At 61.0% G+C, this 13,104-nt stretch carries 12 protein-coding genes; 8 read left to right on the plus strand and 4 right to left on the minus strand.

The genetic code is table 11. From position 1 onward, the window contains the following. Nucleotides 1-30: 30 nt before the first annotated feature. From V6R85_RS16820 to V6R85_RS16830, 3 genes are all read left to right on the plus strand, one after another. Nucleotides 31-180, plus strand: coding sequence for a hypothetical protein (locus tag V6R85_RS16820; RefSeq protein ID WP_162690248.1), 150 nt, complete (start codon nt 31-33; stop codon nt 178-180). A gap of 167 nt (nt 181-347) precedes the next feature. Continuing rightward, nucleotides 348-1,235, plus strand: a complete 888-nt coding sequence (locus V6R85_RS16825; RefSeq protein ID WP_111792998.1) for a DMT family transporter — start codon at nt 348-350, stop codon at nt 1,233-1,235. Nucleotides 1,236-1,340: 105 nt separating this feature from the next. Beyond that, nucleotides 1,341-2,309: a glutathione S-transferase family protein gene (locus V6R85_RS16830; protein ID WP_111792999.1), complete on the plus strand. Its 969-nt coding sequence runs from the start codon at nt 1,341-1,343 to the stop codon at nt 2,307-2,309. 17 nt (nt 2,310-2,326) lie between these two features. Here V6R85_RS16830 and V6R85_RS16835 read toward each other — a convergent pair whose 3' ends face one another. Then, nucleotides 2,327-3,229 (minus strand): LysR family transcriptional regulator, encoded by a 903-nt coding sequence (locus V6R85_RS16835; RefSeq protein ID WP_111784248.1) that lies wholly within the window; start codon nt 3,227-3,229, stop codon nt 2,327-2,329. A gap of 201 nt (nt 3,230-3,430) precedes the next feature. Here V6R85_RS16835 and amaB point away from each other — a divergent pair, with 201 nt between their 5' ends. From amaB to V6R85_RS16855, 4 genes are all read left to right on the plus strand, one after another. Further along, nucleotides 3,431-4,960: an L-piperidine-6-carboxylate dehydrogenase gene (gene amaB, locus V6R85_RS16840; RefSeq protein ID WP_077998595.1), complete on the plus strand. Its 1,530-nt coding sequence runs from the start codon at nt 3,431-3,433 to the stop codon at nt 4,958-4,960. A 242-nt stretch (nt 4,961-5,202) separates the two neighbouring features. Then, nucleotides 5,203-6,156, plus strand: coding sequence for a sulfonate ABC transporter substrate-binding protein (locus V6R85_RS16845; protein WP_111793000.1), 954 nt, complete (start codon nt 5,203-5,205; stop codon nt 6,154-6,156). 15 nt (nt 6,157-6,171) lie between these two features. Continuing rightward, entirely contained in the window at nt 6,172-6,951 is a 780-nt protein-coding gene (locus V6R85_RS16850; RefSeq protein ID WP_111793001.1) for an ABC transporter permease subunit, read from the plus strand. A gap of 8 nt (nt 6,952-6,959) precedes the next feature. Continuing rightward, entirely contained in the window at nt 6,960-7,784 is an 825-nt protein-coding gene (locus tag V6R85_RS16855; RefSeq protein WP_020009952.1) for an ABC transporter ATP-binding protein, read from the plus strand. 45 nt (nt 7,785-7,829) lie between these two features. Here the strand turns inward: V6R85_RS16855 and putA are convergent, their stop codons facing one another. Beyond that, nucleotides 7,830-11,504 (minus strand): trifunctional transcriptional regulator/proline dehydrogenase/L-glutamate gamma-semialdehyde dehydrogenase, encoded by a 3,675-nt coding sequence (gene putA, locus V6R85_RS16860; RefSeq protein WP_111793002.1) that lies wholly within the window; start codon nt 11,502-11,504, stop codon nt 7,830-7,832. A 175-nt stretch (nt 11,505-11,679) separates the two neighbouring features. Here putA and V6R85_RS16865 point away from each other — a divergent pair, with 175 nt between their 5' ends. Then, on the plus strand, nt 11,680-12,150 hold the full coding sequence (locus tag V6R85_RS16865; RefSeq protein WP_003508741.1) for an Lrp/AsnC family transcriptional regulator: 471 nt from the start codon (nt 11,680-11,682) through the stop codon (nt 12,148-12,150). 59 nt (nt 12,151-12,209) lie between these two features. On the opposite strand, the gene V6R85_RS16870 is transcribed toward V6R85_RS16865, so the two are convergent. Continuing rightward, complete coding sequence (locus V6R85_RS16870; RefSeq protein WP_003508744.1) at nt 12,210-12,776, minus strand: RNA polymerase sigma factor; 567 nt, start codon at nt 12,774-12,776, stop codon at nt 12,210-12,212. Continuing rightward, the gene (locus V6R85_RS16875; protein WP_003508746.1) at nt 12,776-12,982 is read right to left on the minus strand and encodes a NepR family anti-sigma factor; all 207 of its coding nucleotides are present in this window, start codon (nt 12,980-12,982) and stop codon (nt 12,776-12,778) included. The genes V6R85_RS16870 and V6R85_RS16875 overlap by 1 nt, the downstream gene beginning before the upstream one ends. Nucleotides 12,983-13,104 lie beyond the last annotated feature (122 nt).

Raw genomic sequence — 13,104 nt, forward strand, 5'->3', positions numbered from 1 at the left:
CGCAGCGACACCGGCCGGGGAAATCGGCGGGTGAAAAATACCATGACATACTTAGCCGCCTTCATGCCCGTCGCCAAGCGCCACGATCAACACCGGCTAACCTCTTTCCATGACGGTGATGTGATGGCCGCGGCGGGACAAATTTGCCGCACCTTGCAGCCGATTGCATCGATGCGGTGAGATCGCGCATTTTTGCCTGTTTTGCGGCTTGCACTCATAGGTAGCCGGGTCTAGCCATAGGGTGAGGATCAAATCTGCCAGACTGTCTGCCCCTTGAAGGGGCGTCCGGGTTGCTTCACGCGACCGGGGGAAGCTTTGCGTTGCGGTCGGTGTTCGGGGACGTTCAAATGCAAAAGGGTTTTCTGCTCGGCCTGTTCGCTTATGCGACCTTTTCCTTGGGCGATGCCACCATCAAGTCGCTTGGATCGCAGATCAGCGTTTTCGAAATCGGCTTCTTCAGCATCCTCTTTTCCGGCATCTTCATCTTCTTCAGCAAGCCGCGCGAGGAAAGATGGCGTGAATTCTGGCGCATGAGCCGGCCTTTCGCCGTGCATGGCCGGGCCATTTCCGGCCTCTTCGCCGGTATGTTAGGCATCTATGCCTTCACCACCATTCCGCTGGCGGAAGCCTATGCGCTGATCTTCCTGTCACCGCTCTTCGTGACCGTCCTTTCCGCCGTCGTGCTGAAGGAGAATATCGGCCCCTGGCGCTGGGCGGCGGTTCTGGCCGGCATCGTCGGTGTCATCCTCGTCGTGCGGCCGGGCTTCAAGACGCTGGAACTTGGGCATATCGCCGCCATCGGCGTCGCGTTCCTGGCGGCCATGACCATCGTGCTTTTGCGCTCACTTGCGGGCAAGGAAAAGCGGACTTCGATCATGGGCGTGCTGTTGATCTATGGCCTCACCTTCAACGGTATTGCCTCCATCCCCGATTTTGTCATGCCCGATCTGCACCAGCTTCTGGCCTTCGCCTTCATCGGGCTTTGCACGGCAACGGGGCAGGTCACGCTTCTGGTCGCAACCCGTATCGCGCCGGCGAGCCAGATTGCGCCGTCGCATTATTCGCAAATCCTCTGGGCCGTGGCGATCGGCATGGCCTTCTTCCACGAATATCCTGACGCCATGGCGGTGCTGGGATTGAGCGTCATCGCCGCATCGGGGCTGCTCACGATGATCCGCGAAAAGGTGAGGCTGGGCACCGTGCGCTGGAACCCGTTTTTCCGCAATCGCCTTTGAGTCCATCCGCCGATCGGAAACAGTGCGTCAACCGAAGCGCGGCTTGTGAAGCGGTGGTGACCCGGCCCATAAGGCTTTCATCTTTAGATGAACGGGGAGCCGCAAATGCTCGTGGATGGAAAATGGACCGCTGACTGGCATCCGGTGCAGGCGACCGACAAGAAAGGCGGCTTTGTCCGCCAGACCTCGGGCTTCCGCAACTGGGTGACACCTGACGGTTCGGCTGGACCAACGGGTGAGGGCGGTTTTGCCGCTGAGCCCGGCCGCTATCATCTTTACGTCGCGCTGATTTGCCCCTGGGCATCGCGCACGCTGATTGGCCGGAAGTTGAAGAAGCTGGAAGAGGTGATTTCGGTCTCCGTTGTCGAGCCCGCCCTTTCCGACGAGGGCTGGAAATTCGGCGACTATCCGGGCTCGGATCGCGATACGCTCAACGGCTTTACCTATATGCATGAGGTCTATACCAGCGCGGATCCGCACTATACCGGTCGCGCCACCGTGCCCGTGCTCTGGGACAAAAAGACGAAAACCATCGTCAACAACGAATCCGCCGATATTCTGCGCATGCTGAATTCCGGTTTCGGCGCTCTGGCCGACAATGGCGTGGACCTGTATCCGGAAGCGCTGCGCGATGAGATCGATGCTCTCAATGACCACATCTATCCGCGGCTCAACAACGGCGTTTACAGAACCGGTTTTGCCACCACGCAGGTCGCTTATGAAGAAGCCTTCGCCGACGTGTTCGCGACGCTTCAGGAGCTTGAAATCCGCCTCGTCTCAGGCGGGCCTTTCCTTTTCGGCGGTCTCCTGACCGAAACGGATGTCCGGTTTTTTGTGACGCTGGTGCGTTTCGATGCCGCCTATTACGGCCTGTTCAAATGCAATCTCCGCCGCATCGCCGATTATCCCGCCCTGCAGGCTTATATGATGCGGGTGCTGAACGTTCCGGGCGTGCGTGACACGGTCAATATCGACCATATCAAGCGCGGTTATTATTCCATCAAGGCGCTCAACCCGACCCGCATCGTGCCTGTCGGTCCTGATCTTCCGGGGCTGGATGACGTTTCGCTGTGAGGTGAACGGATAACGGACTAAACCGGCTTGCCGACCTGATCGAGCAGCCAGGCCTGAAAGGCGCGGGCCAGCGCATTGTCCTGCCGTCCTTCCGGCAGGGCCACGTAATAGCTCTTGTCGGTCTGCAGCGGGATGTCGAAGACGATTTCGAGGCGGCCGGAGGCGATCTCCGCCTCGATGAGATATTTCGGCAGAAGGGCGAAACCGATGCCGCTCGCCGCAGCCTCGATGATCATGGAGAACTGGTCGAAACGGCTGCCCTGATAGGCATTATCAGCCGTCACCCCGTTCATTTCCAGCCATTCCGTCCATAGTTTCGGCCGCGTCGTCACATGCAGGAGCGGTTGCCCGGTCAGGTCCTGCGGCCGACTCACGCCGGCGCGGTGCAGCAGGGCGGGGCTCGCGACCGGCACGATCACCTCATTGCATAAAAATGTGCAGGTGCCATGCGCCCAGACCGGCTGGCCATAATGAATGGCGAGATCGAACCCTTCCTCGTCGAAATCGAAGGGGTGCGATCGTGAGCCGATCGTGATCGTCATATCAGGATTGGTGTCGATGAAGCGGGAGAGGCGCGGCATCAGCCAGCGGCTGCCGAATGTCGGCAGTGTCGCTACCGAAAGCGATGCCTGCGATGTTCCTGCCGAAACCGCGCGCACCATCAGCTGCTCGGATTGCTGCAGGAGGCGCCGCACATCGGGCAGGAATTTGCGCCCCGCCTCTGAAAGCACGACCCGCCTGCGGATGCGCTCGAACAGCTGCATTCCCGTCTGCGCTTCGAGTTCGCCGATCTGCCGGCTCACCGCGCTCTGCGTGAGGTTGAGTTCTTCCGCAGCACGCGTAAAATTGCCGTGCCGTGCCGCGCATTCGAACGCCTGCAGGGTAACGATGTCAGGGACCAGTCTTCGGCGTGGATCCATTCCATTCTCGCATCAACTTACCCGCTTTCCTCATTGGAAAAGGGTCATTATGGCCATATATGATTACGGGAAAGAATGGAACGGTGCAAAACGCCAGTTTCAAAGAACGAATGACAAATTCGGGGAAAGACGAGTGACGGGAGTTGAAAGCGCCGTATCAAAACGGCCTTTCCTCCCCTTTCAGCCAAAAGGACGATGGACATGGATGCGACCACGAAGCTCGACGTGAAACAGGAAGCCGCGGCCCTGCTCGACAGGATGGGCGTTGCCCGCGATCTCTATACCGGCGGCGATATGGCCTCCTTCAGCCCGGTGACCGGTGAACAGGTCGCGAGCCTCAAGACCATCTCGGTCGAAGGTGTCGCCGCCGTGGTCGACAGGGCCGATGCCGCCTTCAAGGTATGGCGCAATGTACCGGCGCCCCGCCGTGGCGAACTGATCCGGCTGCTCGGCGAAGAGCTGCGGGCTTTTAAGGCCGATCTCGGACGTCTCGTCTCGCTGGAAGCAGGCAAGGTTCCCTCCGAAGGTCTCGGCGAAGTGCAGGAAATGATCGATATCTGCGATTTCGCGGTCGGCCTTTCCCGCCAGCTTTATGGCCTCACCATCGCCACCGAACGCCCCGGCCACCGGATGATGGAAACCTGGCATCCGCTCGGCGTCGTCGGCGTCATCTCCGCCTTCAATTTCCCGGTCGCGGTGTGGTCGTGGAATGCGGCACTCGCCATCGTCTGCGGCAACTCGGTTGTCTGGAAGCCTTCGGAAAAGACGCCGCTCACGGCGCTGGCCGTTCAGGGCATCTTCGAACGCGCCGCCGCCCGTTTCGGTGATGCGCCGGAAGGCCTGTCCCAGCTGCTGATCGGCGACCGCGCCGTGGGTGAGGCATTGGTGGACAATCCCAAGGTGCCGCTCGTCTCGGCCACCGGCTCCACCCGCATGGGCCGCGATGTCGGCCCGCGTCTGGCGAAACGCTTCGCCCGCGCCATTCTGGAGCTTGGCGGCAACAATGCCGGCATCGTCTGCCCGTCCGCCGATCTCGACATGGCGCTGCGCGCCATCGCCTTCGGCGCCATGGGTACGGCCGGCCAGCGCTGCACCACGCTTCGCCGTCTCTTCGTGCATGACAGCGTTTATGACCAGCTCGTGCCGCGTCTGAAAAAGGCTTATGCCTCCGTTTCTGTCGGCAACCCGCTGGAAACCTCCGCACTCGTCGGCCCGCTGGTCGACAAGGCGGCTTTCGACGGCATGCAGAAGGCCCTCGAAGCGGCGAAAGCCCATGATGGCGTGGTAAATGGCGGCGGCCGTGTGGATACGGGTGCGCCGGATGCCTATTACGTCAAGCCGGCGCTTGTCGAAATGCCGAAGCAGGCGGGACCGGTGCTGGAAGAAACCTTCGCGCCGATCCTCTATGTCATGAAATACAGCGATCTCGACCAGGCGATTGACGACCATAACGCCGTCGCGGCTGGTCTTTCCTCATCGATCTTCACCCGCGATATGCAGGAATCGGAACGGTTCCTGTCGTCGGAAGGCTCCGATTGCGGCATTGCCAATGTCAATATCGGCACCTCGGGTGCGGAAATCGGTGGCGCCTTCGGCGGTGAGAAGGAAACCGGCGGCGGCCGTGAATCCGGTTCGGATGCGTGGAAGGCCTATATGCGCCGCGCCACCAACACCATCAACTACTCCAAGGCGCTGCCGCTGGCGCAGGGCGTTTCCTTCGATATCGAATAATCGCCTCGGCGATAGAAAAATTGATCCATCGTGCCGGCGCGGCGTCATCCGCGCCGGCATTTCTATTTGATGGGTCAGACGAGGGTGCCCGAGACGATTTGCGGAAAAGACGCATTTGCGCGGAATTTTATTCCCGCAATATCGCTCATATTGAATTATCGTCTCTCTATCGTTTTACTGGAAAACCCTAGCATTGCTCCATATCGTGAACCGGCCAGAGGGGCTGGTGACAAGGAGATGAAATGCCAGCCATCACCCGCCGTGCGCTTTCCGCCAGCCTTTTTGTTGCCGCCGCATTCTCCGTCCTGCCGCTGCAGGCGCAGGCGGCGGAAGAGCTGAAGATCGGTTATCAGAAAACCGGCCTGCCGGTTATCGCCCGGCAGCAGGGCGTCATTGAAAAGGCGCTCGAGGCCAAGGGCGTGAAGGTTTCCTGGGTCGAATTCACCGCAGGCCCGCCGCTGGTGGAGGCTTTGAATGTCGGCTCCATCAATGTCGGCTGGACCGGCGATGCGCCGCCGATCTTCGGGCAGGCGGCGGGTTCGGCCATCGTTTATGTCGCGGCTCTTCCCTCTAACGGCAAGGGCGAGGCGATCTTCACCAAGCCCGAAAGCGGCATCAAGTCGGTCGCCGATTTGAAGGGCAGGAAGGTCGGCGTCGGCAAAGGCACCAGCGCGCACAATCTGCTGGTCGCGGCGCTGGAGAAGAACGGGCTGAAGTTCAGCGATATCGAGGTGATCTATCTCAGCCCCGCCGATGCCGCGGCCGCTTTCGCCAGCGACAAGATTGAGGCCTGGGCCGTCTGGGATCCGTTCTACGCGATCGCCGAAACCCGCTACAAGCCGGTGACGCTTGCCCGCACCAGCGATGTGCTTGCGGTCAGCACCTATTTCCTCGCCAATCGCGATTATGCCAAATCCCATGCGGACACCATCAACACCACCATTGATGCGCTGGGCGAGGCGGCGAAATGGTCCGCCGCCAATCGCGACAAGGTTGCTGCCGCCCTGCATGAGGTGACGGGTGTTCCGCTGGAGGCGCAGACGTTGGCCGCGAACCGTTCTGAATTCGGCATTGCCAAGATTGACGACAAGATAATCGCCAGCCAGCAGGAAACCGCCGACCGCTTTTATCGTCTCGGCCTGATCCCGAAACAGATCAGCATCAAGGATGCCGTCTGGTCGGGCGCGACGAACTGAGCCGGAGGAAACGCCGTGAGCACCGGAAAGCGTATCGAGATTGGCGGAATCACAGGCTGGCTGCTCCCCGCACTCATTCTTGCAGGGTGGGAGGCGGCGGCGCGCGCCGGTCTGATTTCCGCCAATGTGCTTCCGGCCCCTTCCGCTGTCGCGGAAGCCTTCTGGCGGCTTTTGCTCTCGGGTGAGCTTGTCGCCAATATTGGCGTCAGTTCCGCCCGCGCACTCGCCGGTTTCGCCATCGGCGGTTCCATAGGCTTCATCTTCGGGCTGGCGAATGGCCTGTCCAGATTTTCCCGCAGCTTCACCGATACGACGCTGCAGATGATCCGCAACATTCCGCATCTGGCGCTCATTCCGCTCGTCATCCTGTGGTTCGGCATCGATGAGGAGGCGAAGCTCTTTCTCGTTGCGCTGGGAGTGTTTTTCCCGATCTACATCAACACGCTTCTCGGCATTCAGGGTGTCGATCCGCAACTGGTGGAGATGGGCCGCACTTATGGCATGTCGCCCTTTACGCTTTTCCGGCGAGTCATTCTGCCCGGCGCGCTGCCCGCCATCTTCACCGGCCTGCGTTATGCGCTCGGTATCATGTGGCTGACGCTTATCGTGGCGGAAACCATCTCTTCCTCCTCCGGCCTCGGCTACATGGCCATGCAGGCGCGCGAGTTCCTGCTGATCGATGTCGTCGTGCTGTCGATCCTCATCTATGCGCTTCTCGGCAAGCTGGCCGACAGTTTCGCCCGCTTCCTCGAAAGCATCTTCCTGCAATGGCATCCAGCCTTCAAGAAAGTCTGAGGTAACCCATGTCGACCGGTAATGTGACGACGCTGAGACGCCCCGATGCCCGGCCACCCATTCCGCCTGAAACGGAGGCGAAGACCGAACACCGCACGAAATCGACCGATGGCAAGGTCGCCTTCAGCTTCCGCAACGTCACGAAGAGCTTTGGTGACAAGCCGGTTCTGCGCGGCATCGATCTCGATGTGCGGGAAGGCGAGTTTCTGGCCGTCATCGGCAAAAGCGGCTGCGGCAAGAGCACGCTCCTGCGTATTCTGGCCGGTCTCGACACGCCGACGACCGGAACCGTCTCGAAAGACCCATCGAGCCGCACCCGTATGATGTTTCAGGAGCCGCGTCTTCTGCCGTGGGAGCGTATCGCGAATAACGTGTCCGTGGGGCTGACCGGCATCGCCAAAGGAGAGGCGGCAAAGGAGCAGGCCCTTGCCATTCTCGATGAGGTGGGCCTGAAGGACCGGGCGGGCGAATGGCCCTATGTGCTCTCGGGCGGCCAGAAGCAGCGCGTGGCGCTGGCGCGCGCTCTTGTCGCCCATCCGCAGATCCTGGCGCTGGATGAGCCGCTTGGCGCGCTCGATGCACTTACCCGCATCGAAATGCAGCTTCTGCTGGAGCGCATCTGGCGCAAGCAGAAATTCACCGCCGTCCTCGTCACCCATGATGTTTCCGAGGCCGTTGCTCTCGCGGATCGCATCGTCGTCATCGATGAGGGGCGCATCGCGCTCGATCTCGATGTGAAACTGCCGCGCCCGCGCCGCCACGGCACGGCGGAATTTGCGAGACTGGAAGAGCAGGTTCTGAACCAGCTCTTCGGCCGTGGTGATGTCAGCTGATAAAGGATGAACCGGCAGGGCCGAAGGCCCCGCCGGATAATATCATCAGCCAATGCTCATCAGGCTGGCATTGCCGCCGGCGGCTGTGGTGTTGACGCTGACGGAGACTTCTTCGACCAGCCAGTCGAGATTATAGGGCTGGCTTTCACTGGTAAGCGCTTCCGTTGTCGCGGCCTGAACGAGAACCAGCGGGCCGGGCAGGGCGGCGATCTTTTTGTTGACCGCCACGATACGCTCCGCATCGCCCTCGACCAGTGCGCCGGCGAAGGGACCGGACTTTGCCCAGTCATCCGCCCAGACAATCCGTGAGGTCACGGTTGCGGGCAGTCCGTAAATGGATTTTTCCAGTCCCGACGCATTGTCGATGACAACCGAGTTACCCGTGGAAAGCGCCGCGGCAAGCTGGCGGTAGAGCCCCTGTTCAGTTGCCGGCACCAGCAGGATTTTGCCGCGTGGATGCAGCGCATAGACGTTGCGTTCGCCGACAGGACCCGCCAGCTCGGTTTCGAAGCCAAGGCCGGAAAGTGCTGCCGCCTGCCGTGCGGCTTCGGCCGCGACGGTTTCGCCGTTTTCGTCCAGCCAGCGGGCGAGATCGACGGCTGCCTGATCCTGCTGGCTCGCAACGCGGTCGATCCTCGGCGCTTCCTGCGTCATGCGGCCGAGATAGAGCGGGCCGCCAGCCTTGGGACCGGTACCGGAAAGGCCGCGTCCGCCAAAGGGCTGTACGCCGACCACCGCGCCGATGATGTTGCGGTTCACATAAAGATTGCCGGCCGCGACACGCGACAGGACGTGCTGGATCGTATCGTCAAGACGCGTATGCAGGCCGAAGGTCAGGCCATAGCCGGTGGCGTTGATCTGGTCGATCAGCCGGTCGAGATTGTCGCGCTTGAAGCGGATGACATGCAGCACCGGCCCGAAGACTTCGCGCTTCAGATCGGCCAGCGATTTCATCTCGATGATCGTCGGCGGCACGAAGGTGCCCTTGCCGGTTTCTCCAGCAAGCTCGATCTGTTCGATCCGGTGGCCGAGCCCGCGCATGCCCTCGATGTGCTTTTCGATGATGCCCTTCGCCTCGGCGGTGATGACAGGGCCGACATCGACGGAAAGCCGGTCGGTACGGCCGATGCGCAGCTCATGCAGCGCGCCCTTCAGCATGGTCAGCGTGCGATCCGCCACATCTTCCTGCAGGCAGAGAATGCGCAGCGCCGAGCAGCGCTGGCCGGCGCTGTCGAAGGCAGACGCGATGACATCGGCGACGACCTGCTCGGCAAGCGCCGAGGAATCGACGATCATGGCGTTCTGGCCGCCAGTCTCGGCAATCAGCGGAACCGGCTGGCCATTGGCCAGAACCCGGCCGGCAAGCTGGCCCTGAATGAGCCGTGCCACTTCCGTCGAGCCGGTGAACATCACGCCCGCCGTCAGCGGGGAGCCGACGAGTGCCGCACCCGTCTTGCCGTCGCCCGGCAGAAGCTGCACGGCATCCTGCGGAACGCCGGCCTCATGCAGCAGGCGCACGCCCTGGGCCGCGATCAGCGGCGTTTCTTCGGCGGGCTTCGCCAGAACCGGATTGCCGGCAACCAGCGCCGCCGTGACCTGACCGATGAAGATGGCGAGCGGGAAATTCCAGGGGCTGATACAGACGACCGGACCGAGCGGCATCTCGCCGGTCTTGAAGTTCCTGCGGGCTTCCGCCGCATAATAACGCAGGAAGTCGATGGCCTCGCGCACTTCGGCAATGGCGTTCGGCATGGATTTTCCCGCCTCGCGCATGATGAGGCCGAGCAGGGCGGGCATTTCGGCCTGCATGGCGTCGGCGGCGCGCTCCAGGCAGGCGGCGCGTTCTTCCACCGGGGTGGAAGGCCAGTTCGAGGCTGCTGCCCGCTGCATGGCGGCTTCGACATCGGCCTGCGTCGGTTCTGTCACATGGCCGACGATATCATTGTGGTCGCCGGGATTGAGAACCGGGCGCGTGTTGCCACCTGCCTGTGGCGCTGTGGCTTTCCATTCGGTCGCAGCACCTGCTTTCAGGGTATTGTCCAGTGCAGAGAGCGTCGTTTCACTGGAAAGATCGAGGCCGGCGGAGTTTTTACGTTCCGGGCCGAACAGGTCGGCGGGCGCGGCGATGCGGTCATGCCGTGCGCCGGGAACGGCATAGGCCTTGACCACCGCGACCGGGTCTTCCAGCAGGGAGTCCACCGGTACGGCGGGATCGGCAATGCGGTTGACGAAGGAAGAGTTCGCGCCGTTTTCCAGCAGGCGGCGGACGAGATAGGCCAGCAGCGTCTCATGGGTGCCGACGGGGGCATAAAAACGGCAGGGCCGGTCGAGCTTCTTCTTGCCGACGACTTCGCTGTAAAGCGGTTCGCCCATGCCATGCAGGCACTGGAACTCGTAGTCGCCGAGTTTGAAGTCAGGACCGGCGAGATGGTAGATCGTCGCCATGGACTGCGCGTTATGGGTCGCAAATTGCGGGAAGACCAGATCGCGCGCGGCGAGCAGCTTGCGGGCGCAGGCGATGTAGGAGACGTCAGTGTGGACCTTGCGGGTGAAGACCGGGAAATCTTCCAGCCCTTCCACCTGCGCGCGCTTGATTTCCGCATCCCAGTAAGCGCCCTTGACGAGGCGCACCATGATGCGGCGTCCCGAACGGCGGGCGAGATCAATGATGTAATCCAGAACGAAGGGGCAGCGGCGGCCATAGGCCTGCACGACGAAACCGAGGCCGTTCCAGCCGGCGAGGTCCTTGTCGAGCGCCAGTTCCTCCAGAAGGTCAAGCGACAGTTCCAGCCGGTCGGCTTCCTCCGCGTCGATATTGAGGCCGATATCGTATTTCTTGCTGAGCAGCATCAGCGATTTGACGCGCGGCAAAAGCTCCGCCATCACCCGCTCGGCCTGGGCACGGGCGTAACGCGGATGCAGCGCCGAAAGCTTGATCGAAATGCCTGGCCCGCCATAGATGCCGCGGCCGGCAGACGCCTTGCCGATGGCGTGGATGGCGTTTTCGTAATCCTTGTAATAACGCTCCGCATCCTTCGCGGTGGTCGCGGCTTCGCCCAGCATGTCGTAGGAATATTGGAAGCCCTGTTCTTCCAGCGGCTTCGAACGCTTGATCGCTTCGCCGATCGTCTCCCCGGTCACGAATTGCTCGCCCATCATGCGCATGGCCATGTCGACGCCACGGCGGATGACGGGTTCGCCGGCCCGGGCGATCAGCTTGGTGAGCGCCGCCGAAAGGCCGCTGTCATTGACCGTCGAGGTCAGCTTGCCGGTGATGACGAGCCCCCAGGTTGCGGCATTGACGAAGAGCGAGCGCCCGCCGCCAATATGGGATTTCCAGTCACCGCGCGCGATCTTGTCGCGGATCAGCGCGTCGCGGGTGGCGGTGTCGGGAATGCGCAGCAGCGCTTCGGCAAGGCACATCAGCGCCACGCCCTCATGGCTGGAAAGCGAATATTCCTGCACAAGCCCCTCGACGCCGGTGCCCTTGGTCTTGGCACGCAATGCCTCGATCAGTTTTCGGGCAGTGTCGCGAATGGCTTTCGCCTCTTCAGCCGTCACCGTTGCCGCGTCGAGCAGTGGCGCAAGGCATTCTTCTTCGGGGCGGCGATAGGCGGCGGTGATTGCCTTGCGTAGCAGGCTCTGCTCGCGCACCGGCGGTGCAAAATTCTGGAAGATACCGTTCGCCATTACACCGGCGTTGCTTGCACCATCGGCCATTCTGAAAATCCTGAAAAAGCTGTTGAAGACAGACCGTCGGCGGCAGCGTGTCCTCCGCCCGCCGCTTGTCATCCTGTCGCAGACAATATCATCATCGCAGAAATTGCTATGGCCCTATTTTCAGGATAAAACAGGCAATATGAACTTTTATTTTTCAGATTTGGCGTGAAATCACATGGCAAACAGTCAGAAAACAGACGGTCTGGACCACTTCGATCTCAAGATTCTCGAGGCGCTCAGCGAGGATGGGCGCATGTCCGTTCTGCAATTGTCGAAAAGGGTAGGCCTTTCCAAGACGCCCTGCCAGACGCGGCTGAAGCGGCTGGTGGATGAGGGCTATATTCTCGGCTTCCGCGCCATGCTCAACCCGGAGAAGCTCGGCGTCGATCACATCGCCTTCGCTGAGGTGAAACTCTCCGATACGCGGGAAAAGGCGCTGGAGGAGTTCAACACGGCGGTGCGCAAGATCAAGGAAGTGGAGGAGTGCCACATGATCGCCGGCGCCTTCGATTATCTTCTGAAGGTGCGCACCAGCGATATCCGCAAATACCGAAGGGTACTCGGTGAGAAGATCTCCAGCCTGCCATCCGTCTCCAACACCTCGACATTCGTGGTCATGCAATCGGTGAAGGAAACCGGCATCTGAAAAGCGGACATAAAAAAACGGGCAGGCGACTGCCTGCCCGTTTTGGCTGTTCGGTTTTCTCAGCGCGCCGTGGCTGCGGCGGTGACCGCGCTCATCTGCGCGTCCGGACCAAACTCGTTTTCGTTTTCGATGCCCAGCAATTCCTGCAGGCGCAGTCTTGCACGGCTGACACGGCTCTTGATCGTGCCGACCGGGCAGCCGCAGATTTCGGCGGCTTCCTCATAGGCAAAACCCGAGGCGCCGATCAGCAGGATGGCTTCACGCTGGTCATCCGGCAACTTTGCGAGTGCTGCCCGGAAATCCTGAAGATCCACCGAACCATGCTGTTCGGGCGGGACTGACAGGCGCGAGGTATAGACCCCGTCCGTATCCTGCACCTCACGGCCGGATTTGCGGATCTGGCTATAGAACTCGTTGCGCAGGATCGTCACCAGCCATGCGCGCATGTTGGTGCCCGGCTGGTAGCTGTCCTGTTTGGCCCAGGCCTTCATGATCGTGTCCTGCACGAGGTCGTCAGCACGATCCCTCGAGCGGATAAGCGATATCGCGAATGCCCGCAGGTTTGGCAGCGCCGCCAGCATTTCCCGCTTGAAATTGTATTCTGTCTGCTCTGGCTCTTTCGCCATCATTCCTCCGAAGCCTTGGCTTTGGCTTTATTTTCGGCTTCATCGAGTTTCTCGAGAAGATCGAGGAATTTGTCAGGGATGCCCTCTTCCTGAACGGCATCGTAGAGCTCCCTGAGCTTACGGGAAATCACCGCCCGCCCGGAGTGCGGGACCTGGGGGGCGGCTGGATTGTCCGGAGATTCTTGGTCCGATTGAAATATGTTCATAACGTCCGGTATTCCTTTTGTGTCGTGGCAAATAATGCGCGGTAAAAAAAATAGTTCCGGCGATCCGGAACTATTTTTGCGATGCGCACGTTGCTATCGTGGGTTTGCGCTGCAGACCGCAT

This window comes from Agrobacterium sp. CCNWLW32 (assembly GCF_037083425.1).
Lineage (GTDB): Bacteria > Pseudomonadota > Alphaproteobacteria > Rhizobiales > Rhizobiaceae > Agrobacterium > Agrobacterium radiobacter.